We start from the raw sequence: 24,166 nt of genomic DNA, 5'->3' as shown, positions 1-24,166 counted from the left end.
GAACTCAACTAAAAACACTTTAAACTAAAACACTTAAACCAAAACTTTATCAATAAATCAATTAATTGGCTCAGCATTTAAAACAAGCCTTCAATTGTACCATTCTTGTCAATCGTGATTTTCTCGGCTGCAGGAGTCGCAGGTAATCCAGGCATACGCAACATATTGCCCGCAATCGGGATTATAAACCCGGCGCCTGCTGCTAATTCAAACTCCCTAATATGTATATCAAACTGCTCCGGACGGCCCAATCGCTTTTGATCGTCACTAAAACTCTTTTCTGTTTTTGCCATACAGACTGGTAAATTTCCATAGCCCATTTCCTCATATTTACGTAATTGTGATTTTGCAAGTTCACTTAAAACAATGTTTTCTCCACCATAAATAGTTTGGCAAATCTTTTTCATTTTGATGTACACATTGTCATCAAGGTCATAGGTAGGATGATATTGGTTCGTACACGATTCCGCTGCCGTAATGACTTTTTCAGCAAGATCCAAACAGCCTTTCCCTCCCTTTTCCCAACCAAAGCTTAATGCTACAGGAATGCCCAATTTTTCACATTGGTCTTTTACGACTTGTATTTCAGCTTCCGTATCGGATTTGAAGGCGTTTATCGAAACTACGATAGGAATTCCAAAACTTTTCAGACTCGCAATATGCCTCTCCAAATTGGGAATTCCCTTTTGAAGTGCTTCTACATCTTCTTGCGTAATCTCTTTTAAGGATTTTCCTCCGTGGTATTTTAAGGCTCTAATGGTAGCCACCAAAACAATAGTTTTAGGAGAAATTCCAGCCGTACGACACTTGATATTCAGGAATTTTTCCGCACCTAAATCAGATCCGAATCCGGCTTCAGTGATGGTATAATCACTTAGGGTCATCCCCATTTTTGTTGCTACGATAGAATTCGTTCCTTGTGCGATATTGGCGAAAGGGCCGCCGTGGATAATGGCCGGATTTCCTTCCAATGTTTGAACCAAGTTAGGTTTTATGGCATCTTTTAATAAAACTGCCATGGCACCATTGGCATTTAAATCTTTGGCAAAAACAGGCGCTCCTTCCCAAGTGTCCCCCACATAAATATTCCCGCATTTTTCTTTTAGATCTTCTAAATCGGTTGCTAAACACAAAATCGCCATAATCTCAGAAGCTGCCGTAATATTAAAACCTGTTTCCCGAGGAACACCGCCAGCCTTTCCACCAAGTGCGGCAAGGATATTCCGCAAGCCGCGATCGTTCATATCCATACAGCGTTTCCAAACGACGGTTCTAGGATCGATACCCAGACTTCTCGTTTTACTTTGAATGTTATTTTCGATGAGCGCCGAAAGTAAGTTATTCGCTTTTTCAATGGCGTGAAAATCGCCCGTAAAATGTAGATTTATGTCAACCATAGGAATAACCTGACTCCACCCGCCACCAGCTGCGCCACCTTTCATACCAAAAACAGGTCCTAAACTAGGTTCTCGGATGACCACTGCAGCTTTCTTTTCTAAAATATTGAGCGCATCAACCAATCCAATGGACGTGGTGGTTTTTCCTTCACCAGAAGGCGTAGGTGTAATTGCCGTCACTAAGATGAGCTTGTTGTTTTTTATTTTTTCTTCATCAATAATATCTAAAGGAAGTTTTGCTTTGTCGTTACCGTAGTACTCCAATTTCTCCTCAGGAATTGCCAATTTTGCCGCTATTTCTTTAATATGCTTAGGCGTAACGCTTTGTGCAATTTGTATTTCTGTCATAAGATTAATATTTTAAAAGTGGAATAAAGGTAAAGTTTAGATTCCTGAAATTGTATAATTAATGTCATCCTTTTCTACTGGACTGACTTTATTTGTAGAATTGAAGCGTCCAATCCATTGCCCCCTTTAAGAAAGAAATATTCGAAACCTTCTCTCTTTGCAGCTTTAAAAAGACAAGTATTTACGTCAAAAAAGAACTTAAACCAAAACGGAATCGATTATAAAAATTATTTGAAGAGCATAACAAGAATTTCAGGACATTATCAACTCAAATTATGCCCAATTAGTTAAAAGTGATCGCCTCTTTTAATCCGCTGACCTACATGGTTGACCCGCTTCGCTACATGATGATCGGAAGTCCCTCGGAGTTCGGTTTGCCTTTCGATTGTGGAGTTTAAACACCGGTAACCTTTGAACAACCCCATAAATCCATAAAAACCGAACGTAATTAAGCCCTTTTTTATGGCTGTTTTATTTATTATCTTGGAGTTTTAGCTAAATTCCGGACAGCTTAAATCAAATAATTAACTGGAAACACATTGATTAATAGCGATACCAAGTTGGTTTTAAATTTTTTATTCCAGTTATCAGCGTGATGCTTATACTTACCTAATTCACTGATTTATATAGGGCGATAAAAGTCCTCTTAGTCGCCGCCACACAAGATCATAAGCGCCTGCCCGCTCCTTCCACCCTCCAAAAAAAGCAGTGACGAATTTAATACTTATTGACCGTATTGTTAAAAAATCTTTTTAAATTAGTGTATTGAATAAACCATTCAAAAATGAACCGAGCAAACGTGGTTTTTGAGGAAAAAGGAATGCAACCAATCTGGTTGGCAGATCAATCAAGAAAAGGCCAACCTATGCAAACGTCCTATATATAAGTCGTCCCAATTATGGAACGACTTTTTTTTTGGGCACCCATTTGAAAAACCTGTGGCTTAAAGGATCATTAAAAACTGAACCGCAGAAAAGCCTTTGGACTTTAGCGCTAGGATGATGACTGACTATGGGTCATCAAAAAGCTTAATCCTTCGGGCTCCTTAGTTCAAACCCGTTTAAATGGGCAAGCTTTATATTAATAAAACAGACCATATAATAGGCAGCTTTACGCCTCTGTTGTGAAAGTGGCTTTTTGTGGCCTACCCCTACCGTCATTGATTTAAATAGGATCTCATTTATATAATCATTAAAAAGAGTGTCATGGCAGAAATACGCACCAATAAATCGACATTAAACAGGGGCATCACAGTTCCTAGTTTGATTTTCATTGTAGTCACCTCTTTTTTAGCCGCCCTGTTTCCCGAACAAACAGGAGCTGTCCTAGATCAGATAAAGCATTTTATCTTCGTTAACCTCAACTGGGTCTATGTATGGTCGGTCACCATTTTTGTGTTCTTTATGTTTTATTTGATCTTGAGCAAATACGGTAATATCAAGCTCGGTAATAATGATAGCAAACCCCAGCATTCTTATTTCTCCTGGATTTCCATGCTCTTTGCCGCGGGTATGGGGATTGGGCTTATGTATTTCAGCGTGGCAGAACCTATGCAGCATTACAGCAACCCAATTTTTGCCGATTTAGACCCGATTAGTCGTGCCAAGAATGCACAGCTCTACACCTTTTTTCATTGGGGCATCCACGCTTGGGCTATATATGGCATTGTGGGTTTATCTTTATCATATTTTACCTACCGCTATAAGCTGCCGCTCTCTTTGAGAAGTTGCTTCTATCCGTTGCTTAAAGAACGCATACATGGCGTTTGGGGAAATGTCATTGATATATTTGCCCTTTGCAGTACGGTATTTGGGATTACAACCACTTTAGGATTTGGAGTGGTGCAAATAAATTCAGGGTTGGTCAATATGAATATTTTTCCCGATACAAGTTTCTCGTACCAAATCATCATTGTTGCCGTTTTGGTTGCCGCCTCTATTCTATCTGCAGTGACAGGCGTTAGCAAGGGCATAAAAATATTGAGCGGCATTAATATTGTGGCGGTCATTTTCCTATTGATATTTGTAATTGCCGTGGGGCCTACCACCCTGCTTATTGGGAGTTTCACCGAAGGCTTAGGGAATTATATCAGTAGCTTTATAGAATTGACCTTTAACACTCATTCGTACAAAACAGATGAATTGCCCTGGTTTTATGACTGGACGATCTTGTATTGGGCATGGTGGATTTCCTGGGCGCCTTATGTCGGTTTGTTTATTGCGAAAATATCCCAAGGCCGTACCATTAGAGGTTTTGTAGCGGCCGTGCTTATCATACCTACGATGTTCAATTTTATTTGGATGACCGTATTTGGGAACAGTGCAATGTGGGCCGACCGTACCATAGCCGATGGCACCTTGAGCAGCATCGCCGGTAATCCGGATGTCCTAATGTTCCGGTTTTTAGAATACCTGCCACTCTCTGGAATAACCAGTTTTTTAGTCATATTCATCATTATCATCTTCTTTGTCACCTCTGCCGATTCAGGGATCCTGGTTATGGATAGCATTGCCACGAAGAACTCGTCCAAATCCTCTAAACTGCAAATCGCGCTTTGGGGCGTTTTATTGGCGATCATTTCCCTTGTGCTCTTAAATGCCGGTGGTTTGGACGCCTTGCAAAGCATGACACTAATTACGGCCTTGCCGTTCTCGGTTATTATGATCCTGTTTATTGTAAGCTTGGTGAAGGCCTTGCGCATTGATTATAAATATTACGATCGGGACTTTTCGGCAACAACCGATTTATGGTCGTCGGATACGTGGGAGGATAAGTTGAATCAAATAGTCACTTTTAAAAACAGGCCCGCCATTGATAATTTTATCAATACCACGGTAAAAATGGCTTTTGAAGAAATGAAAGCGGTTTTATCAAAATATGAGATCACTTCCCAAATCAACACCTATCAAAAACCGAATAGAATAGAATTGGAAATACATTATGACGTCTTAAATAACTTCATTTATGGGGTAAGAACCGAATCACGGAATTTGCCCGACTATTTTCTAAACGAAGAAAACCTGCCGGATGCGAATAGCGATAAATCCTTTTTCCCTCTTTCCTATTTTGGGGATAACCGACAAGGGTACAGTGTCCTCTATTTTACTAAAAACGAATTAATAACAGATGTTTTGAAGCATTATGAACGGTACTTAAAGTTAACTTCAGAAGAAAAGAACGTGATGTTTATAAGTCGTAACCGCCACCTCAAAAAACTCCAAAAGGTGAAACAAAAGCTTAAAAACTAGGTGTATAAAATTAAAGAACGCTAAAATTAACGCTCTTTCTTATAATAATATTCCCAGACAGCAACGCTGACAACCAGTTTAGTCTTAGCACGACTTACGGCAGCTGCTCTGCTTATAAGGTTATTGTGGCTTAAATTCCTTTTTGAAGACGTTCTTAAAAAATATTCGTTAATCGAATTTAGACTTAATTGCCATTGCATTTAGATTGTCAATTGAATTAAAAGTTGAATAGAAGTGATCTAGTGCTTAACACAAAGTAGTCTTATAAATTTAAGACCAGTTAAACCGATCGATTCCAAAGTCAATCTGACAAAATAAAATCTTCAAAACCATTCTAATAAAACTCAAACATTACTTAACTTACTCAATAAAATAACGTAAATTTGTCTCCAAGTAGATACAGTAATTATGTTCTTTATCGAGAAAACAACTGAATTTGACAAATGGCTAAGAAAGCTTAAAGACCTCATGGCCAAAGCCAAAATCCTGTTTAGAATTCAGAAAATAGAAAACGACGGACATTTTGGAGACTGCAAACCTGTTGGCGACGGCATTCAGGAAATGCGAATAAATTTCGCGAAAGGTTATAGAGTTTACTTCAAAGAACAAGATGGAAAGATTATTATTTTACTTATTGGTGGCGATAAATCCACTCAACAAAAAGACATTACAAAAGCCAAAGAAATTTGGAGAAAATTAAATAAATAGAAAATGGAAACCTCAAAATTTGACATTGCAGATTATTTGGATAGTAAAGAAATGATTGCAGAGTATCTCAATACCGTTTTAGAAGAAGGAAATCATGCAGATATAATTAATGCCATCGGACATATTGCAAAAGCGATAGGAATGACAAAAATATCGGAGGAAACTGGATTGAGCAGACCGAGTTTATACAAAGCATTATCGGAAGGATCCAAACCTCAATTTGCGACGATAATGAAAGTTCTAAAAGCCATTGGAGGACAAATCCAAGTGACCCCAAAGTCTATCTAAAAAAACAAAAGCATAAATAAATTTTTTATTGTGCAAAAACTTCGAGATGCAGGATTTATGTTTTGGACGAATTTGAGGAAAACACAATCAGGTTTGGCTATAAAGAAAACTTTATTGCATCCTTGGATTCATTTATAAGTGAAAAATCATCAGATTTATATATCTAAGCAATCAAAAAGATTACTTTAATAGTCATAAAAAACAACTTTTATGGATTTCATATCAAATTCAGAAGAAAACATAAAAATCCGGCATATCATACTTGAAGAGTTGATATTTCAACATATGGAAAGAGAACGCGATATTGTGACTTCTTCGCCTTTAGAAAGATATCAAAGAGTTTTGGCAAGAAGTCCACAATTATTCCAAGAAATCCCCAAAAATACATTGCCTCCTAATTGAGAATGACGCCTGAAACATTGTCGAGAATCAAAAAATCTTAATCCAAATCAATGTTTTCGCAAAGAATAACACCGATTTTTGAGAAAAAAAACAATGACCATAGCATCGGAAAAATTAATACAGGACTTGATCGAAAGAACGCGGTTAAACATCAACCAAGCTGAATATTTTAGTACGCTTTCAACCATAAATCTTAATTGGAAAGCTCGACCAAACAATTGGAGTATTTTGGAGTGTTTGGAACATTTGAATTTATATGGCGATTTCTATATTCCAGAAATCAATAAGAAAATCGAAAGTTCAAAAGCAACTTCAAAAAAGAACTTCAAATCTGGAGTTTTAGGTAATTATTTCGCGAAAAGTATGTTGCCAAAGGAGAAGCTGAATAAAATGAAGACGTTTAAGGATAAAAACCCATCAGGTAGTACCTGGAATAAAACAACAATCGCGCGTTTTATCTCGCAACAAGAACAATTATTGAACTTATTGGATAAATCAAGGAACATCGATTTGAACAAAACCAAAACAGCAAGAAGTATCACAAATTTGATTAAATTAAAACTTGGAGATACTTTTAGAGTCATTGTCTATCACAATGAACGTCATTTAGTGCAAGCAAATAGCACAGTAGAACGTTCTTAAATTAAATCACTATTAACTAAAGTGCCATACCAGCCCGACAAATGTTCTGACGGGGATTTTAAAACAGACTGAAAGTCTGGTATTCTTGAGATTTATGCTAAAAAATTTGAGTCTGCTTTCTCAGAGTACGAATAAGTCCGTGAAAATTCATGAAATTCGTGTCTAAACTTTTAGAAGCTGTCAGGTTTCCTGGCCATAATTAATTTAAATGACTTAAACTTGGATAAATAGATCATAACGGAGTTTCTTTGCCATTACAATCCCATTCTAAAGTTTAAAAATAAACACCACTAATGACGCCCCTTCAAGTAATACATGAAAACAACGATTATATTGTCGTCAACAAAAAGGCAGGACTTATTAGCGAAAAAAGTCCTTTTGAAAAAAACACGGTGGAGGATCAAGTTTTTGAACACCTCTTAAAAAACACTCGAAAACCCTATGTTGGCGTAGCACATCGATTAGACCGCGTGACCAGTGGCTTATTGATTTTTGCAAAGAAAAAAAGCATTTTAGTAGAATTAAACAATCTCTTTAGCAGCCGGAAAGTTCAAAAAACCTACTTGGCAATTGTATCTCATAGGCCGCCAAAAAACAAAGGCTCTTTAATCAATTTTCTTGTAAAAAATAATCCCGAAAAAAGAGCGGAAATCCTCCCAACAAAATTAAAAGACGCTCAGGACTGTCGACTCTCCTATCAAGTTATTGACCAAAATGAGTTTGGTTATCTTTTGGAAGTCAAACCAACCACGGGCCGATTTCATCAAATACGAGCGCAATTATCAAATATTGGACTCCCTATTATTGGCGATGAAAAATACGGCTCCGATCAAGATTATTTCCCACTTTCCATTTGTCTTCATGCCTGGAAATTAACCTATGAAATCCCAGGTTCGAAAGAATTAAAAACCTTTGAGGCGCCACTGCCAAAAAACGCTTTTTGGGAATTCAAGAATATCTAAATTTAAGAGGTGTGCAAATTATGAAATCAACCACACCTACATTTGACTGTTTTTTTAAAACAGATTGAAAGTCTGTTGTATTCGTGAAATTTATAGTAAATAATTTCCGTCTGAACATTCAGAGGACGATTCCATTCGTGAAAATCCGTGTAATTGGTGTCAAAAAATTTTAGCCAATAAAAACCGATTCAATCGACTCATATTTAAGATTAAAAAAGAAATGTTTTTGAAGGCATAACCATAAATTCCCTTTTTAATCACAACCGATCATAAAGCAACTGCAACCTGTGATATTTATCCTTAAATTTGAATGAATAAATCTTTAAAAGAAAATATCATGGCAAAAAGTCAAGACGCAAAAAAGGCCGTTAAAAAAGAAGCTGCTAAAACTCCAAAATAAAAAAAGGCAGAAAAGAGACTAAAGAAGTCTAAATAAGCTGAACGGTACTCTGACAAACTCCACACTAACACCGTGTGCAATTTATTGGTTTGTGTTACTTATAAAATCCTGCTACACCTCAAAACGTAGCAGGATTTTCTTAAGTGAGCATTTACCTCTCTACAGTTGAGCAGCCAATTTTGTAAACTTTATGCAAAGTCGTTTCTGCACTAATGTGAATTTTATAACTGGTTTATTAAGATTTTCGATATCCAAAGTAATGAACCTAGCCATAGCTCGACCAAATAGCAATAATCTACAAGAAGAAAATATAAATTCAGTAAATAAAAAAATAATGAAAAACAAAATGAAAATAGAAATTTGGAGTGATGTCATGTGTCCGTTTTGCTATATTGGAAAGCGGAATCTTGAAACCGCTCTTGAACAATTTCCACATAAAAATCATATCGAAATCATCTGGAAAAGCTACCAATTAGATCCTGCTTTTCCTGAATCAGTAACGGAAGATTACCAGCAATATCTTGTGAAACGCAAAGGAATGACTGCTGAGCAAGTAAAAGGTATGTTAAACAATGTGACCCAAACAGCCAAAAAAGTTGGATTGGACTACTATTTAGATAAATCGGTCATCGTGAATTCATTAAACGCTCATAAGTTTATCCAATTTTCCAAAACCAAAGGTTTGGGAGACCAGGCGGAAGAATATTTATTTCATGCTTTTTTTACAGAAGCAAAAAACATAGCCGATTTAGATACTTTAACTCAAATAGGCAAAGACATCGGCTTGGATGAAACCGAAATTAAAACCGCTTTTACAGATGAAAAATATGCTGCTCAAGTAAATCACGATGTTCAGGAAGCTCAGCAAATAGGGGTTCAGGGCGTTCCGTTTTTTGTACTGGATCGAAAATATGCGGTATCAGGCGCACAACCACCACAGGCATTTTTGGAAAGCCTGGAGAAATCCTTTTCAGAATGGAGAGAAAAAAACCCTGTAACTAAACTAGATATTACGCAAGGACAAAGTTGTACGCCAGATGGCATTTGCGAATAATTCTCAGCTTAAACTGGGAGACAGAAAAAGACAAAAGGCTTTAACCAAACACCTCTTTTAGGCAGCATTTGGTTGAGGCCTACTTTACTTCTATACCATGACTCTCCGACCTAAAGCTCAGAGTTATTCATGCTTGCCCTGAGCTAAAACTCTAAGCTATTCCTAAATCGAAACGTTCCTTCTTTTAAAATGAAGTAACTTTGCCGCTTAGAATTTCGGCATTCAACTAAACAAGAAACATACTATATGGGAGAATTTTTTCCTGATCAAAGATATACCAGTTCTGGAGAACCTGAACTTGGACTAGGCATCGTCACAGAAGTAACCAAAGGAAAAATACAGATGTATTTTCCCGTAGCAGACGAAACGCGACTGTATGCCACAGAAAGTGCGCCTTTACGCCGAACAATTTTTAAATCTGGAGATTCCATTGTCGATCAACAAGGACAATCCATGCTCATTGAACACGTGAAAGTCGTAGATGGACTTTACGTATATTATGGAAGCGACCGAAAGCTGCACGAATCGGAAATTGCTGGTGGAACCATAACCCATAACGTGGATGATCGTCTTTTTATGGGCGATGTAGACTCACCTGAACTCTTCGCATTGCGTAGAGAAACGCTTTATCACAATTATAACAGACGGACATCTCCGGTTCATGGCTTTGTGGGTGGTAAAATTGATTTAATTCCACATCAACTTTATATTGCTCATGAAGTAAGTTCACGATTTGCCCCGCGTGTTTTGTTATCAGACCAAGTTGGACTTGGTAAAACCATTGAAGCTTGTTTGATTTTGCATCGTTTATTGGTCACGGGACGTATTTCAAGGGTGCTTATTCTTGTTCCTGAATCGCTCGTACATCAGTGGTTTGTGGAGGTATTGCGAAAATTCAACTTGTGGTTTAATATTTTTGATGAAGAGCGTTGTGTTTCTTTGGAAGAAAGCGCGCCCGATGGCAATCCATTTTTAGATAATCAGCTTATTATTTGCAGTACTGAGTTTTTGGCCGGTTCGCAAAAACGCGCGCAACAAGCCATTTCTGCCGATTGGGACATGCTTGTAGTTGACGAAGCACATCATCTGGAATGGTCCGTTGATAAAGTAAGTCCGGAGTATGCTATTGTTGAATTATTGAGCCAAGTGGCCAAAGGATTGCTGTTGCTTACTGCGACGCCGGAACAATTAGGTGTAGAAAGTCATTTTGCGCGATTGCGATTACTCGATCCTATCCGCTATCATAATTACAATGATTTTATAAAAGAATCTGAAGGCACTAAAGACATTGCTACGTTGGTTGAAAAGCTATCTTCAGGAGAAGATTTAAAACCGAAGGATAAAAAGCAATTAGAAGCTCTATTTCCGAAAGACCGAATTGCTGCATTAGCTAAAAACAATGACCTCGCAAAGCATAATCTTATTGAAGATTTGCTCGACCAACATGGACCAGGTCGTGTTTTATTTCGAAATACGCGCTTGGCGATGAGCGGATTTCCTAAACGCATCGCTAATGTCATTCCGATTGAAGTTGAAGAAAATCACAGTCTTTGGATGGAGCGTGTTACGGATGAGTTTAATTCGGATATGGAACTGGCTTCAGAAATAAAAGCAGAACAGGAATTTGACTTTGATAAAGATCCTCGCGTGGCGTGGGTTTTAAATAAAATGGAGGACATCTATCCTGAGAAAATCTTACTTATTTGTACTTCTAAAGAAAAAGTTTTGGCTTTGGAATCGGCCATAAGTAAAGCCATCAACATGAATGTTGGCGTTTTTCATGAAGACCTCACACTCGTACAACGCGATAGAAACGCCGCTTGGTTTGCCGAACATGATAGTGCACAAATTCTCCTCTGCTCAGAAATAGGAAGTGAAGGTCGAAATTTTCAATTTGCACACCATCTCGTACTATTTGACGTGCCTTTTCATCCCGAATTATTAGAGCAACGCATCGGGCGTTTGGACCGTATCGGACAGAAAAAAGACATCCACATTCATATGCCATATCTTGTTGCCAGTCCACAGAGCCTGCTTGTAAGATGGTATCATGAAGGGTTGAATGCCTTTAATACCAACCTCGAAGGTGGCAACTTAATTTCTAAATTGTTTAGTGACCGCTTATTGGATATTGCTAAAACATCTTCTTTTGAAGAGGCCAATTCCGAACTCGAAATATTGATTACCGAAACAATAAACTTTCAAAATAAACTTAAGAAAGATCTTGCCGAAGGACGTGATCGATTATTGGAGATGAATTCCTTCCGACCGAAAGTCTCTAAAAAATTGATTCAACAAATTCAAGCCGAAGATAAAGATACCACGCTTGAAAATTATTTAACCGAAGTATTTGACCATTTTAATGTGGAGATGGAAGACCTTGCGGCTCGAACTTATTTATTGCATCCGGCTTCTTTCAATTCGGAGGTTTTCCCCTCCATTCCGCAAGAAGGCATCCAAGTGACCTTCGACAGAAAACGAGCGTTGAGCCGAGAAGACGTGAGTTTCTTGAGTTGGGATCATCCCATGACCACAGGGGCAATTGACATGGTGCTCAGCTCAAGCATGGGAAGTGCCAGCAATGGCGTTATTCGAGGCACCGGTTCTCCTGCCCTGCTATTGGAATTGATTTATGTGTTGGAAACATCGGGCAAACAAAGTATTGATATCGACCGTTTTCTTCCGCATACGCCACTTCGGATTATCGTAGATCATACCGGAAAAGAAGTGACTGACCGCTATTCGGTTGACATGCTCAACAAAAATTTAATGCCAAGCAATATCGATGCCTTATTAGAAAATGACACTTTAGCAAATATCATTTTACCAAATATGATTTCATCAGCATCAAAAATCGCAAAAGAACTGGGAGAAAAAGAAATTGCAAAGGGTTTACAACAGATGACACTCAAACTCGATCATGAAATTGAACGGCTTAAAACTTTGAAAACAAAAAACAAAGACATCAGAACCGAAGAGATTGAGTTGGCCATTGAAGAACGTGCGATCTTAGAAACACTCATAAAAAATGCACGTGTACGTTTAGATGCCTTGCAATTGATTCGGAAAGAATGATTTTTTAAAATAGACTGAAAGTCTTTTGCCATTGTAGAATTTCATTGAATTTTGAATACCCCCTTGCTTCAGCTGGGGGTCAGAAAAAACAACAAAAGTAAAGAGCTTTAGCCAAACGGTACACTTAGGCGAATGAATTTGTGAAAATTCGTGTAATTTGTGTCAACAATTTTAAGACCACTAAATCCTAATAATAAGTTACCTCTACTTTCGAATTAATCAAATACTGGAAAATAGTTGATGAGCGTTCGATTCTAAAGCCGTGACAAATCACTGGGTGTTTTTACAAACATCGCTTGATGCCCGCGGATGGCTATCGGCTCTTTGATGAGTTGCGGGTTTTTACACAAAATCTTGATCCAATCATCATCGGAGAAATCGTTGTCCTTATAGTTTTTAAAATCTGGATGATCCTTGTTCACCAAACCATCGATATTGACGTTCAGCCGATCGGCCAATTCCTCTAGTTGTGTTCCTGTAAATTGATGTTGAAGAACATCCACATCGCGCAAAGGATAGCCTTCGCCTTTGGCATAACTTAAAGTTTGCGAACCTGTTGGGCTGTTGGGATTATAGATTAATAAAATCTCATATTCTGATACTGCTAATTCTGGCATAATCATTTTATTTAAGTTGTTCCATGAGCGAAATTCTGTCTATTGATACTCCAAGGTGTAATTTTACAATGACCGCTAACGTTTGTGTATGTGACGTTGCGGGCTTTGAAAAAGTAAACTGTAAAACATAAGAAAACATTGTTTGAAAACTAAAATAGAAATTTAAACTGCACCCCGCAATGTTCAAATACATTTAGTTAGCGACTGGGCTTTTGTAAAAGCTTTGATCAATTGATTTATTTCTACTTATCCTCATTCCCCCAAATCTCTTTCATTACAAAATTAAGATCTATTAATGCCTGACTGCAATCACCATAGAATGAGGAGCCATGCATTACTGCAAGTGTTTTTGGTTTAAGGTCTGCCAATGAATAAAGTAGTTTTGCGGTATGATGGGTATAAGGTGTATATTCCATTAAAGGTCCTTGTTCAAATTCAATCATCGAATTCTTATGTGAACCTAAAATGTCCTTATCGGTAATATCAGCTACATTTCCATTTTGATGGAATAAGTCTGAGCACAACAAAGTTTTATTTGTCTCTTCGAACATTACGCCTGCATCCCAACCGTGAGGTAAGTGAGGAGTTCTAATAAAACGGTAATTATATTTTCCTGTATTTAGAACAGCATTCCCTGCCATTGCATAGGCCGGCCTTATTGCGAAGTCCTTCATATTGACAATTGCACCTGCTTCACTGCATACAGCTTTAGCATTTGGGGCTACTTGCAACCATTCATTAAGTGCTCCGCATTCATCTACCTCAAAATGACTAAACCCAATCCACCTAAGCAGAGATGGAGAAATGATTTTGCTCACAGCTTCCAGGACTGCAGGAAACATTTGTCTCATTCCAGCGTGATAGAGCATAGGTTCATCATCCTTAATTAAAAAATGATTAAACTGTAAATTAATTTCTGGCACGAATACGGAAATTCGATATACATCTGGGGCTATTTCTGAAACTTTAATCATGGCATTATCTTTTTAATCAGTATTGTCCGGGAAAAGAATCAAGACACTTCGACAAGCTCAGTAACCGCCGCTTCGCTGTTAGAACCAAGAATCAAGACACAAACCGCAAAACACTTAAAACCTCGATTTTATAAATTTATAATTACCAGGAAATTAGTATTTGGGTAGCATTTCCCAAAAATGAAAAATGATGACATTAACGAACAAAACGTTTAAAATCCTTTATCAGTATTTTCTTTTGAAGGACGACGAAATTTTTAACCGGACATCAATAATTTTTAATTATTAATCATTGTTTTATTTTTAATGATGTCGCTTTGAAGTCCGCCAGCCTTGCCGCTAACATTAGTATAACTTTAGTGTGTACGATTTAACTGCTTCAATTCCTGATGAAAAGCGAGCAGCCAATTTTTGATTTTCTTACCAGATTCTGGGTCCGATTTGGTGGAGTAATACGTACCATCACTCAATTGAATCCAAATGGTCATCATTACCCCTGTTTCGGTATGATTGGGCGAAAATCTTGAATGTATGGTCACTAATTGATCATTCAATAAGGGAAATGCAACGTGTTCACTTTCCAACTCAATATCTCCTTCGCCATAGGAAATCACATAGGTGGTTCCTTTATGCTTTTCAATAAATTTCTGCCAAGTATACATAGCCAAACTTTCGCCAGCGCCTACCACATTAATGGTAAAACTTGTGGCTAACTTATTATAAGGCAGGTTTTGCTCAAGGACATCATAGTCGTTTTGGGAATTTGAATGTGTAATCATAAAAACGACTAATACAAAAAACAGCTTGATTTTCATTTTTAATTGGTTTAAAATTTTACAAATCCTTTATAAAACGATCTAAATCAAATTTGAACGGATGATTTTTGAGGTATTTGAACAAGGCTTTTTTAAGTTTTTTTACACCTATTTTAATTTGCGTCATTTTATCTAAAAGTCGACTGTGTTCTTTTGCACATTCATCATTATTAGATAGGTCAATGGGATCCAAAAGATGAGATAGTGTTTTGAGATGTTCTTTCAATTGAAATATAACTTCATCAGACAACTTAAAAAGCAGTAAATCCATTTTTCGAAACAAATTCTTATGGTCTAAATCCTCTGTGGTCGTTGTATCTATTCTATCTGAGATTAGGGTGTTTAAAAAATTAAATTCTATTTCATAAAATTCCATATCCTCTATCCATTCTTTGGTCTGGAAATACATGGTTTCAAGTTTTTCTTTCAAGAGATTATCTACATCCTCATTCATAGGGCAATTTTTTAATCGGTTCAAATAGGGTTCTATTTTCGAGACTTGAAATATCTTGTTATATTTTTTTTTGGTATTTCAGTACATATCTAACAGGACTTTCTTTTCAGTAGTGGATTAAATGACAACTAATCATTCTTTTAACTTCACGCTGTCAAAAACTAAAGTCACTTTGAAAGGAATCCAAGTGGGCACCAAATCGCGATGCGGTGCTATGATAAAAAAATCACTGGTATTTAACGTGAAATCTCCCGATAAAACGATAGTAGTCCCAATGGTCTTTTGAGTCATCCTAACTTGGACGAAAGATGTTCTTCGCCTAAATTCAAGTCGGCCGTCCACCATGAGGTCATTTCCTTTTTTGGCAATGGATGTGCTGGTAAATTTCATATCTGGATTTTTCCAACTATTGCTAATCCATCCTAAATAGCCTGAATTTATGCCAATAAAAGTGTTGACATCCACATCAAAGCTTAATTGTTCAAACGCACCGGTCTTGTCATTTAGGGCAGCTTTTCCTGTTATGGAACTGCTTGTTCCTTCAATCGGATACACGGGCCCAAAATCAACTTTATAAGAAATTTCATTTGAAACCTCTTGTTGACATAAGGCAATGTTGGTTATAAAGAACATTCCCGCCATTAACCATAAAACTCTGAAACCTGTTGAATTTTTCATCTTTATAAAATATTATATGTAAACCATTGGCATGTCCTTGTCTTAGCATTTAATTTCGTCTTCTGTTAGAACTTGGCGCTCTAGAACTAGGTGCTCTTTGTACACGTTCTCCCGATCTAAAGGTGTTTTGAGGTGCTCTGAATTCTGGCAACGCGCGGACTCTTTGTTCCTGTTGCGCATGGTTGATAGTAGCTTCTCTTGATTGGGCTTCTCTGGATTGTGCTTCTCTGGATTGTGCTTCTCTGGATTGTGCTTCTCGTGAAGTTGCTTCGTTTGGTTGAACCATTGGAGTTGCGATACGTCTGTAAGTTCTTGGTTGCTCATGCTGTACAATTGGCCGGTACACGCGAGAGGTTTTTTCATTTCTTGAGACCTGATCAAATCTTTTTGAGTTTTGAATAGCCACTGGCCTAATGTTTTGTTTGGTATATCTTTCAACATCCTTTACTTCTGGGCCTCGTGAGTAATAATGATTATGATTTGGTGTTCTATTATAATTATTGATAATCGTGATTTTGTTTACATAGTTATTTATCTCTGTACGTGGCAGGGCGCGGTTATTGATATTGCGGTCATAAATATGATTTCTACCGACCACATTCCAATAAATGCTGCCAGGACGATAAGAGCTAAAACTGATACCCACATTCACAAATGGCGTTATTGGTGCCCAAGCGTAATAATCATCAACATCTCCCCAAGTTACCCAAGCTGGGGACCACTCGTATCCCGGTACCCATAACCAGCCGTAAGCACTGTCATTCATCCACCTGCCGTAATGGAAGGGTGCCCAACCCCAATTATAATTGGAATTCCACATCCATCCTTCATTAGTGTAATCCCAATAGCCATTAGTTAAATACGGTCTAAAATCACCTCCAACGTTTGGGTTCCATACATGACCATAGCCCGGATATTCGATCCAGGTGCCATAAGGGGAAAGTCCGTCGTAAAAATCTTGATAGGTAATTGTTACATCCTCCTGCTGTTCAAAGCTTAGTGACTCTACTGTTGAAATGCTAAACAACATTATAAACACCACCATTAGCGTTGTGTTTATTTTAAAATTCCATTTCATTTTTTCCGTTTTAAGTTTATGTCCTAGGAATAAATGATCTCCAAAAAGAAACCTTAGTAAAAGTACATTTCACATAAAACAAGTAATGCTACTTAGGTAGCACAATTGAAGATTATTTAGAAAAAACTGGTCCTTATGAAGACCTATAGCCAGATTTCAATCAGGAAAACTGATGTCAAAAGGTCAAAACAAAAACGCGTCAACCAACATTAACAGGTTGCTTTTAGCTCATACTACTCACTGAAATTTTCTGAAAGATCTTAGTGATTATTTTAATGCCATTCATAAATTACCCTGAACTTTAACTCGGGGTGTTTTGAATTTATAGTGAAGCGCTTCAATCGGATCTAGTTTTTATGCTTTTTATGCGGGAAAAAACACTTTAAGTGCACCTATCCTCTTGATTCGAAAACTGCTTTTTCATTCCCAGCTCGAGATTGGATTTTCAATAAAAAAGCAGACTCTAGGCTATCCAATGACAAATTCTATATCAATCCAATTTCTTCACCTATTTAAAAACAGGCTTATATAAAATCGTTCAAAAAAAGTGTATTTTCAAAATAAGAGGACGTTTGTGCATAGAGATGATCAGCCACCATTAGTGCAATGATAATAAGAATAACGGTGATGATAATTTTCGTCTTCCGTGACATGGTGAAAAATAATTATGAAAAAGTGCCTCCAACAGAGCCACTTTTTTCAAGTGAACAATAAACTTTTACCTTACAGTATCTGAAACGATTTTGCCGTTGCCATCCACTTTCATGATGTGGTTTTTGGCGTGCTTAACGTCTACTTTAAATCGGTAAACTGGAATATTATTTGCGGGTACAATGATAAGCTCCTTAGCACCTCCAAACCTGATTGTTTTGCCTTTAAATTGCGCCATTACCGCTGAACTCACTTTACTTGGCAGGGTTCTTATACGTCCTTTGGCCATTATAAAAGTACCATCTGGTTTGAAAATACCTGTCATCTTGATATCATCTTTTGTAAAAGACAATTGGTAATAAGTAGGAGCTACCTTTGTTTCTATAACATAATCAACAGGTACATTATATTCATATCCATAACCGCCATAATAAGGAAACCTCCAACCGTATCCACCTTCATAATAGCCATCATAGCTTCTACCAAAGCCTCTATCATAAAAACCATCATAGTCACTATAAAATCCATCTTCAAAACCATCATAATCGAAATCATTGTAATAGATATCGTCATCCCAATCCTCTTCATAATTATAGAAACTATTGTCTGTCCAAGACGAAATCACAGATGTAGGAAACAGTTTATTAAACGAGTTTGTGACCGCTGTTGGTAAATCTTGTGACCAACCCATTGAGAAGGCCAAAAATGCTAAAATCAGTGTTATTGTTTTCATGGTAATTTTGCTTTTATAAATATCAACAAGTTAAAGTTATTTTCAAGCTCACTCTTTGACTGCTACTTAAGTAGCAGTTATTTATAAAATATGATTGTATCCTTTCATTGGGAAAATCACACCATAGATGGCATTCCATTTTTAAACAAAACATCACATGCTTTTATCGTGTTGGAAGTGCTTTTATATTAGCATTCAATTTTATGAGGAATCAGTTTTATTACCGTTTGAAAGAAAAAATTTCTAAAGCAATACTATCAGATAATCCATCATAAATTACATGAATTCTGACTATGTATTATGGAGCCAATAAACTATTTATAATCCTTTAGATGGAAAATATGTAAAAGTCGGTGTGCAATAGGTGTAAAAAATGATCACGGCAGTACTTAAAAATGCTATCCCACTGAAAAGGGCGTAAAAAGACGCAAATAACTTGGCCGTGTCTGTTTTCAATACATCCACCGGCCCCATTCCTGCTAAAATGAGTGAGGCATTATAAAAGGAATCTATCCAAGCAAGTTTACCAAAATAATGATAACCCCAAGTTCCCAGCCCCAAAGAAATTGTTATTAATAAAATCGCAATAAAAAATAGAAAGCAAGCCTCTTCATGAATTTCCTAAAAGGCAGGAATAGGCTTATTTTGTTTTCAAAAAGAGGTGTATTTGAAAATTTCTGTAAATAAAGAAATGATCATTAGTGCTACTTAAGTAACATTGACACAATTTAAGGATGACTAAATTTAATATGACAAATACCTTTCAATAATGATAGAACAGCTTAAAACATTTGAAAACAACACACTAGCTTTTACAGTTATTGATGGTTTTACAGAAACCGATGAGAAATTCTTCAAAAAAATGTTCAACAAAAAACTCGACGAAGGCTATGACAGCATAAACATCCTCATAAAATTCGACGAATATAAAGTCACAAAAACGGAATTCAAGTCGTTTTTTGAAGAAATGGTCTTTGTGATCAAAAAAATGGACAAACTGGGACATCTCGCCTATGTTGGAAATTCCAAGTTAATGGAAGTTCTTATTCCAGTGGATAATATGTTTTTCAAGAACAAATCAAAAGGGAGAGAGGAAAAATATTTTGACATTTCAGAAATCGATAAAGCCTATCAATTTATAAATAAAAAGAACATTTAATTTAAATCAAATATTATGAAACATCATCCAGACGAACGCAATCAAATAGCCCTGCTACATGATCGTCACAAAAATTTTTCAATTGAAGTTTACGACCACAAAGATGATACCGATACCAAGAAATTGAAGGAAGCACGAAAAAACCTTGAGCAAACTGCTAGGGAAGTCGAAGCTTTGATGAAAAGATTGGGTATTTAATTGATCCTTTTAAGTCCTAAAACACTATCAAACTTTAAAAGTTTGATAGTATCTTATTGTACAGGAATGGCGCAATCGCCAATTAACATCATAAGTCGTGATGCCAAAACTGATAGTATGCTCGGTCCTTAACAATTTAAGTAATCTATTCGTCAGGTTATTTAGATAAAGATTTAATTGAAGCACAAAAACTCAGTATCCTTTTAGATGTCTAAATTTCAGTACAGTCATTGACCAACTGACCAGACATAGAACAGGCAGAATTTCAATTTCAGTATAATTTTGAACGGATCAAAAAAAAAGCAAAAACTGGTTGTCGTAGTTAATCTGTATCAAAGTTTGGGTTGTAGTTGGAAAAAAAATATAATGCCTAATGCTACTTTAGTATTATTTTAAAGATGAAAATATAGCTAAATTTACAATGTCAAAAAGCTTGGAACATCTCGCCTAGGTTGGATTTTTAAGTTTATGGAAGCCCTGATCACAATTGATAATTTATTTTTAAGAACAAATCAAAAGGTAGAGAGGAAAAATATTTTGACATTTCAGAAATCGATAAGGCCTATCAATTTATAACTAAAAAGCAAATTTAATTTAAATCTGATATTATGAGACATCATCCAGATGAACGCAATCAGTTAGCACAGCTACATGACCGTCACAGAAATTTCTCAATTGAGGTTTACGACCATAAAGATAGCCGTAATTCCAGAAAATTGAAAGAAGCCAAAACAAATTTAGAGCAAACCGTTATAGATGTTGAGGCTTTGATGTGAAAACTAGGTTTAACCTTTTAAGTCCCAAAACTATCAAACTTAAAACGTTTGATAGTTTTTATTTCAACGTGCATAAAAATTAAGTCGTTATTAAATTGGTTCCATCTTTCAAAATGGATCCAATTTCTCGCCTACATAACTACTGGTACACAAGCTCTAAAACATATACATCAATACTATAAAAGCTTTTCGATTATGAAATTCAAATACACAGCTTTTAGTTTGCTATTGTTACTGTTCATTGTTGCTTGCAAAAATAAAAGCACCAATGCTATTGATACTGGCAATGAAATGATTGAAATCCAAAAAAGAGACGTCCTAAATGACCGACTTGAAGCGGATGAACTCATCCATGAGGACGACACTGAACAATGGAGCTATGATGGCGAAACAGGACCATCACATTGGGCGGAATTTTTAATAGATTCAGATTGTGGTGGGATGGCGCAATCGCCAATTAACATCATAAGTCGTGATGTCAAATCTGATAATACGCTCAGCGCTCTTCAGTTTCAGTATTCTAAAAAAACCAAAATCCGTGATATTACCAATAATGGGCGGTCCATTCAGTTTAATTTTGAACTTGGTAATACTGTTATTTATAATGGCGAAACCTATCACCTGCTAAAATTCTACTTTCATGAGGCTTCAGAACATACTATAAATGGTATTCGTTTCCCCATTGAAACCGATTTCTTACATCAAAATGACAAAGGAAAAATTTTAATTATTGGTGTTTTATCTGAAGAAGGAAAAGTAAATACACCATTGAAAACTCTTGAAAGTCATTTGCCAATTGAAAAAAATATAACCATCCCTTTAGACATTCCTTTTGATGTCACATCACTATTACCAGATGACAGAGCCTACTATTCCTATAAAGGATCGTTCACAACACCGCCATGTTCAGAAGGTGTACAATGGATTGTTTTCAAAAACCAAACCGCCATTTCTAATGATCAACTCAACCATCTTCAGTCCTCAATGCCCTTAAACAACTATCGAAATGTACAACCTCTTAATGGACGCGTGGCACACACAAGTCATTAACCAAAAATTGCGACTTCAAAATAAAAGTTAAATAATAAGATGATATCATGAATGAGGTTATAACAAAGTTAGATAACTATTACCACGACTTGTTGGAACTCTTGCCAAGGCTAACGCTGGCCATACTCATATTTGTGATTGGAATACTGATAGCAAACTGGATTTCCGATCGATTAAAAAAAAGAATACAATCAAAAGCCCGCGATAAATTGCTGGGCGGCTTTCTGGCTAAATCCATTAAAATTGTACTGCTCGTCATTATTTTTATGGTCGTCCTCAATATTGCAGGATTGAGTGGGATATCCAAAGCGATTTTTGCGACTGCTGGTGCTTCTGCCGTAATTATTGGGTTCGCTTTTAAGGACATTGCACAAAATTTTTTAGCGGGTATTATCCTTGCTTTTAACCGACCTTTTAATATTGCAGATACGGTACAAATTGAGGATGTGTTTGGGAAAGTGATTGAAATGGAATTTCGCTATACCCGCATTGCCACCTTTGACGGTAAGGACGTTTACATCCCCAACTCTGACGTTTTGACCAAGCCCGTATACAATTATACCCAAAACGGTTTTTTCAGAACTGATTTTGTATTGGGTATTGCTTTTGAAAATGATGCCACAGAAGCCAAAAAGCTCATACAGCAATGTCTTGACCAAGATATGGAACTCGTTCATGATGATAAGCATGTCAATTTTGTGACAGAAGATGAAATAGCCTCAAGCACCGTGAATCTTCGCGTTTATATATGGGTAGAAACCAAAGATTTTATGCGCCATATGCTGGAGGTTCGCGGTAGAATAATTACCAAAACAAAAATCTTTTTAGAAAGCCACGGCTATAATCTTCCAGCAAATATTACCGCATTAAAATACTATGAGGCCTCCAAACCTATCAAAATTGATATAAATAACTCCCAATTAAATGCCGCGCCTGCTACTAATAACGAAGAGAAAACGAAAGATTAAGTGAAACTTTTAATAATCAAAAGATGAATTTTAAGATGTTCGAATTTCTTTCAAAAAAAGCTTAGCATAGAAATTATGTAGAAAAACGTACCACCATGAAAACCATTCCCCCTTCGCTTTTAAGGCAATTATTTTTCATAGCTCTTTTAATGCTTTTAGGAGGACTGATATTTGTAAAAATGATCCCATTTCTCACAGGAGTTTTAGGTGCGATCACACTTTATATTTTGTTAATAGGAATCATGAAAAAAATGCTTGAAAGAAAATGGTGGCCAAGCCTTGCAGCATTGACGCTGATGCTTTGCTCCTTTCTTTGCATTATTTTACCTTTTACAGCGGTGATTCTTATGTTGTGGCCAAAGGTCGTTACTGGCTTTAAAAATTATCACAAATACTTCCAAATCATAGAACAAAAATTGACCCTTTGGGGAAACCACTTAGGTATTGATCCATCCTCTGTAATGGACACGTCCCAACTTTCTACCACTATCACAGAAGGTATTAAAGGTTTGGCTGGAAACTCGCTTAGTGTCTTAATTTCCATTGGTGTCATGTATTTTGCCCTGTACTTCATGTTAACGCAGTATAAAGCATTTAACGCAACACTGATCCAATTTTCGCCATTTAAAAACGAGCACATCAACATTATTGGCAAGGAAGTTACCTCTAAAGTTCGATCCAACGCTATCGGCATTCCCCTTGTTGCAGTTGGCCAAGGAATTGTTTCACTAATAGGCTTCTTTATTTTTGGGATAGAGCATCCATTTTTCTGGGCTGCTATTGTTTCAGTAGCTTCGGTAATACCGATGGTAGGTGGGTTTATAGGGTTCATTCCTATATTTTTGATTTCTCTTAACAATGGCGATAACTTTCAAGCCTGGGGCATCTTAATATACAGCCTGGTCGTGGTTGGTGCAACTGACTATGCCATAAGGGTTCTAGCCTTGAAAAAACTCGGCGATGTCCATCCTCTCATTACCGTATTTGGTGTACTTATTGGCCTCCCGCTATTCGGTTTTTTAGGATTGATATTCGGTCCGTTACTTTTGAGTCTCGTGATTCTTTTGGTTGATTTGTACACTCAGCAATATGGACGAAACTCTAAAAGTCCAGAAAAGCAAGAGTCTAAAACTTCATGAGATCTAATTAAAAAACCAAATTAATCTTTTGATTAAAGGCAAAGAACACTGAAATGATGACTGTAAAAGCATCTGTTATTGGTCTTTGTTTGGCGCATAGCGGAATAAAATCCAAACACAAATGTCATTATTAAAAATGAAACCATGAGAAAGCTATTATTGTTAAGGCACGGCCAAAGCATTTGGAACCTGAATAATATTTTTACAGGATGGACTAACGTTGAACTGGCTCCTCAAGGTATTATAGAAGCAAAATTAGTCGGGCAACTCTTGAAAGAACAACACATAAACATTGATATCTGTTTTTCGTCCTATTTAAAACGCGCCATCCGCAGCCAATGGATCGTTTTGG

Annotated in this window: 24 protein-coding genes; 15 read left to right on the top strand and 9 right to left on the bottom strand. The window is 36.7% G+C overall.

All coding sequences use genetic code 11. From position 1 onward, the window contains the following. Positions 1-77: 77 nt before the first annotated feature. Positions 78-1,745 carry a formate--tetrahydrofolate ligase gene (locus ABIQ28_RS00860; RefSeq protein WP_348034859.1) on the bottom strand — a complete coding sequence of 556 codons (1,668 nt, stop codon included), beginning with the start codon at positions 1,743-1,745 and terminating at the stop codon, positions 78-80. Between the two features lie 1,205 nt (positions 1,746-2,950). Here ABIQ28_RS00860 and ABIQ28_RS00855 point away from each other — a divergent pair. The 8 genes from ABIQ28_RS00855 (at position 2,951) to rapA (ending at position 12,524) form a co-directional block, all read left to right on the top strand. After that, positions 2,951-4,993 (top strand): BCCT family transporter, encoded by a 2,043-nt coding sequence (locus ABIQ28_RS00855; RefSeq protein ID WP_348034858.1) that lies wholly within the window; start codon positions 2,951-2,953, stop codon positions 4,991-4,993. A gap of 408 nt (positions 4,994-5,401) precedes the next feature. Beyond that, the gene (locus ABIQ28_RS00850; protein WP_348034857.1) at positions 5,402-5,701 is read left to right on the top strand and encodes a type II toxin-antitoxin system RelE/ParE family toxin; all 300 of its coding nucleotides are present in this window, start codon (positions 5,402-5,404) and stop codon (positions 5,699-5,701) included. A 3-nt stretch (positions 5,702-5,704) separates the two neighbouring features. Then, entirely contained in the window at positions 5,705-5,989 is a 285-nt protein-coding gene (locus tag ABIQ28_RS00845; protein WP_348034856.1) for an addiction module antidote protein, read from the top strand. A gap of 210 nt (positions 5,990-6,199) precedes the next feature. Continuing rightward, entirely contained in the window at positions 6,200-6,391 is a 192-nt protein-coding gene (locus ABIQ28_RS00840) for a hypothetical protein (RefSeq protein ID WP_348034855.1), read from the top strand. 78 nt (positions 6,392-6,469) lie between these two features. Beyond that, on the top strand, positions 6,470-7,033 hold the full coding sequence (locus tag ABIQ28_RS00835; RefSeq protein ID WP_348034854.1) for a DinB family protein: 564 nt from the start codon (positions 6,470-6,472) through the stop codon (positions 7,031-7,033). 293 nt (positions 7,034-7,326) lie between these two features. Then, the gene (locus ABIQ28_RS00830) at positions 7,327-7,995 is read left to right on the top strand and encodes an RNA pseudouridine synthase (RefSeq protein WP_348034853.1); all 669 of its coding nucleotides are present in this window, start codon (positions 7,327-7,329) and stop codon (positions 7,993-7,995) included. Between the two features lie 734 nt (positions 7,996-8,729). Beyond that, complete coding sequence (locus ABIQ28_RS00825) at positions 8,730-9,449, top strand: DsbA family oxidoreductase (RefSeq protein ID WP_348034852.1); 720 nt, start codon at positions 8,730-8,732, stop codon at positions 9,447-9,449. Between the two features lie 246 nt (positions 9,450-9,695). Then, positions 9,696-12,524, top strand: coding sequence for an RNA polymerase-associated protein RapA (rapA, locus tag ABIQ28_RS00820; protein WP_348034851.1), 2,829 nt, complete (start codon positions 9,696-9,698; stop codon positions 12,522-12,524). 254 nt (positions 12,525-12,778) lie between these two features. Here rapA and ABIQ28_RS00815 read toward each other — a convergent pair whose 3' ends face one another. The 8 genes from ABIQ28_RS00815 to ABIQ28_RS00780 all read right to left on the bottom strand — a co-directional run bounded on the left by ABIQ28_RS00815 (position 12,779) and on the right by ABIQ28_RS00780 (position 19,085). Continuing rightward, on the bottom strand, positions 12,779-13,141 hold the full coding sequence (locus tag ABIQ28_RS00815) for a hypothetical protein (protein WP_348034850.1): 363 nt from the start codon (positions 13,139-13,141) through the stop codon (positions 12,779-12,781). A gap of 242 nt (positions 13,142-13,383) precedes the next feature. Next, positions 13,384-14,115, bottom strand: coding sequence for an MBL fold metallo-hydrolase (locus tag ABIQ28_RS00810; RefSeq protein WP_348034849.1), 732 nt, complete (start codon positions 14,113-14,115; stop codon positions 13,384-13,386). A 356-nt stretch (positions 14,116-14,471) separates the two neighbouring features. Beyond that, entirely contained in the window at positions 14,472-14,930 is a 459-nt protein-coding gene (locus tag ABIQ28_RS00805; RefSeq protein ID WP_348034848.1) for a hypothetical protein, read from the bottom strand. A 19-nt stretch (positions 14,931-14,949) separates the two neighbouring features. Further along, positions 14,950-15,384, bottom strand: coding sequence for a hypothetical protein (locus tag ABIQ28_RS00800; protein ID WP_348034847.1), 435 nt, complete (start codon positions 15,382-15,384; stop codon positions 14,950-14,952). Between the two features lie 132 nt (positions 15,385-15,516). Then, positions 15,517-16,062 carry a YceI family protein gene (locus tag ABIQ28_RS00795; RefSeq protein ID WP_348034846.1) on the bottom strand — a complete coding sequence of 182 codons (546 nt, stop codon included), beginning with the start codon at positions 16,060-16,062 and terminating at the stop codon, positions 15,517-15,519. Between the two features lie 49 nt (positions 16,063-16,111). After that, positions 16,112-17,140 carry a DUF6600 domain-containing protein gene (locus ABIQ28_RS00790; protein ID WP_348034845.1) on the bottom strand — a complete coding sequence of 343 codons (1,029 nt, stop codon included), beginning with the start codon at positions 17,138-17,140 and terminating at the stop codon, positions 16,112-16,114. A 718-nt stretch (positions 17,141-17,858) separates the two neighbouring features. Further along, on the bottom strand, positions 17,859-18,524 hold the full coding sequence (locus ABIQ28_RS00785; protein WP_348034844.1) for a hypothetical protein: 666 nt from the start codon (positions 18,522-18,524) through the stop codon (positions 17,859-17,861). 318 nt (positions 18,525-18,842) lie between these two features. Next, the gene (locus tag ABIQ28_RS00780; RefSeq protein WP_348034843.1) at positions 18,843-19,085 is read right to left on the bottom strand and encodes a hypothetical protein; all 243 of its coding nucleotides are present in this window, start codon (positions 19,083-19,085) and stop codon (positions 18,843-18,845) included. A gap of 208 nt (positions 19,086-19,293) precedes the next feature. On the opposite strand from ABIQ28_RS00780, the gene ABIQ28_RS00775 reads away from it, so the two are divergent. From ABIQ28_RS00775 to ABIQ28_RS00745, 7 genes are all read left to right on the top strand, one after another. After that, complete coding sequence (locus tag ABIQ28_RS00775; protein WP_348034842.1) at positions 19,294-19,683, top strand: STAS/SEC14 domain-containing protein; 390 nt, start codon at positions 19,294-19,296, stop codon at positions 19,681-19,683. 15 nt (positions 19,684-19,698) lie between these two features. Beyond that, a complete protein-coding gene (locus ABIQ28_RS00770) occupies positions 19,699-19,881 on the top strand; it encodes a hypothetical protein (RefSeq protein ID WP_348034841.1) in 183 nt (60 codons plus the stop codon). A gap of 608 nt (positions 19,882-20,489) precedes the next feature. Next, a complete protein-coding gene (locus ABIQ28_RS00765; RefSeq protein ID WP_348034840.1) occupies positions 20,490-20,657 on the top strand; it encodes a hypothetical protein in 168 nt (55 codons plus the stop codon). Between the two features lie 195 nt (positions 20,658-20,852). After that, a complete protein-coding gene (locus tag ABIQ28_RS00760) occupies positions 20,853-21,707 on the top strand; it encodes a carbonic anhydrase family protein (RefSeq protein WP_348034839.1) in 855 nt (284 codons plus the stop codon). Positions 21,708-21,754: 47 nt separating this feature from the next. Further along, the gene (locus ABIQ28_RS00755) at positions 21,755-22,675 is read left to right on the top strand and encodes a mechanosensitive ion channel domain-containing protein (RefSeq protein WP_348034838.1); all 921 of its coding nucleotides are present in this window, start codon (positions 21,755-21,757) and stop codon (positions 22,673-22,675) included. Positions 22,676-22,770: 95 nt separating this feature from the next. Next, positions 22,771-23,814: an AI-2E family transporter gene (locus ABIQ28_RS00750; RefSeq protein ID WP_348034837.1), complete on the top strand. Its 1,044-nt coding sequence runs from the start codon at positions 22,771-22,773 to the stop codon at positions 23,812-23,814. A gap of 144 nt (positions 23,815-23,958) precedes the next feature. Continuing rightward, positions 23,959-24,166, top strand: a 208-nt coding sequence (locus ABIQ28_RS00745; protein WP_348034836.1) for a histidine phosphatase family protein, incomplete at its 3' end; no start/stop codon positions are given.

Origin of the sequence: Gelidibacter sp., from assembly GCF_039916245.1 — a bacterium.
Taxonomy (GTDB): Bacteria; Bacteroidota; Bacteroidia; order Flavobacteriales; family Flavobacteriaceae; genus Gelidibacter.
Note: the sequence above shows the minus strand (reverse complement) of the source record. Positions and strands in the feature narration are given on the sequence as shown.

Bases quoted from the DNA above. Each gene is read 5' to 3' on its own strand.
- ABIQ28_RS00860 (WP_348034859.1), bottom strand. From the start codon at position 1,745: ATGACAGAAATACAAATTGCACAAAGCGTTACGCCTAAGCATATTAAA.
- ABIQ28_RS00855 (WP_348034858.1), top strand. From the start codon at position 2,951: ATGGCAGAAATACGCACCAATAAATCGACATTAAACAGGGGCATCACA.
- ABIQ28_RS00850 (WP_348034857.1), top strand. From the start codon at position 5,402: ATGTTCTTTATCGAGAAAACAACTGAATTTGACAAATGGCTAAGAAAG.
- ABIQ28_RS00845 (WP_348034856.1), top strand. From the start codon at position 5,705: ATGGAAACCTCAAAATTTGACATTGCAGATTATTTGGATAGTAAAGAA.
- ABIQ28_RS00840 (WP_348034855.1), top strand. From the start codon at position 6,200: ATGGATTTCATATCAAATTCAGAAGAAAACATAAAAATCCGGCATATC.
- ABIQ28_RS00830 (WP_348034853.1), top strand. From the start codon at position 7,327: ATGACGCCCCTTCAAGTAATACATGAAAACAACGATTATATTGTCGTC.
- ABIQ28_RS00825 (WP_348034852.1), top strand. From the start codon at position 8,730: ATGAAAAACAAAATGAAAATAGAAATTTGGAGTGATGTCATGTGTCCG.
- rapA (WP_348034851.1), top strand. From the start codon at position 9,696: ATGGGAGAATTTTTTCCTGATCAAAGATATACCAGTTCTGGAGAACCT.
- ABIQ28_RS00815 (WP_348034850.1), bottom strand. From the start codon at position 13,141: ATGCCAGAATTAGCAGTATCAGAATATGAGATTTTATTAATCTATAAT.
- ABIQ28_RS00810 (WP_348034849.1), bottom strand. From the start codon at position 14,115: ATGATTAAAGTTTCAGAAATAGCCCCAGATGTATATCGAATTTCCGTA.
- ABIQ28_RS00805 (WP_348034848.1), bottom strand. From the start codon at position 14,930: ATGAAAATCAAGCTGTTTTTTGTATTAGTCGTTTTTATGATTACACAT.
- ABIQ28_RS00800 (WP_348034847.1), bottom strand. From the start codon at position 15,384: ATGAATGAGGATGTAGATAATCTCTTGAAAGAAAAACTTGAAACCATG.
- ABIQ28_RS00795 (WP_348034846.1), bottom strand. From the start codon at position 16,062: ATGAAAAATTCAACAGGTTTCAGAGTTTTATGGTTAATGGCGGGAATG.
- ABIQ28_RS00790 (WP_348034845.1), bottom strand. From the start codon at position 17,140: ATGAAATGGAATTTTAAAATAAACACAACGCTAATGGTGGTGTTTATA.
- ABIQ28_RS00785 (WP_348034844.1), bottom strand. From the start codon at position 18,524: ATGAAAACAATAACACTGATTTTAGCATTTTTGGCCTTCTCAATGGGT.
- ABIQ28_RS00775 (WP_348034842.1), top strand. From the start codon at position 19,294: ATGATAGAACAGCTTAAAACATTTGAAAACAACACACTAGCTTTTACA.
- ABIQ28_RS00770 (WP_348034841.1), top strand. From the start codon at position 19,699: ATGAAACATCATCCAGACGAACGCAATCAAATAGCCCTGCTACATGAT.
- ABIQ28_RS00765 (WP_348034840.1), top strand. From the start codon at position 20,490: ATGAGACATCATCCAGATGAACGCAATCAGTTAGCACAGCTACATGAC.
- ABIQ28_RS00760 (WP_348034839.1), top strand. From the start codon at position 20,853: ATGAAATTCAAATACACAGCTTTTAGTTTGCTATTGTTACTGTTCATT.
- ABIQ28_RS00755 (WP_348034838.1), top strand. From the start codon at position 21,755: ATGAATGAGGTTATAACAAAGTTAGATAACTATTACCACGACTTGTTG.
- ABIQ28_RS00750 (WP_348034837.1), top strand. From the start codon at position 22,771: ATGAAAACCATTCCCCCTTCGCTTTTAAGGCAATTATTTTTCATAGCT.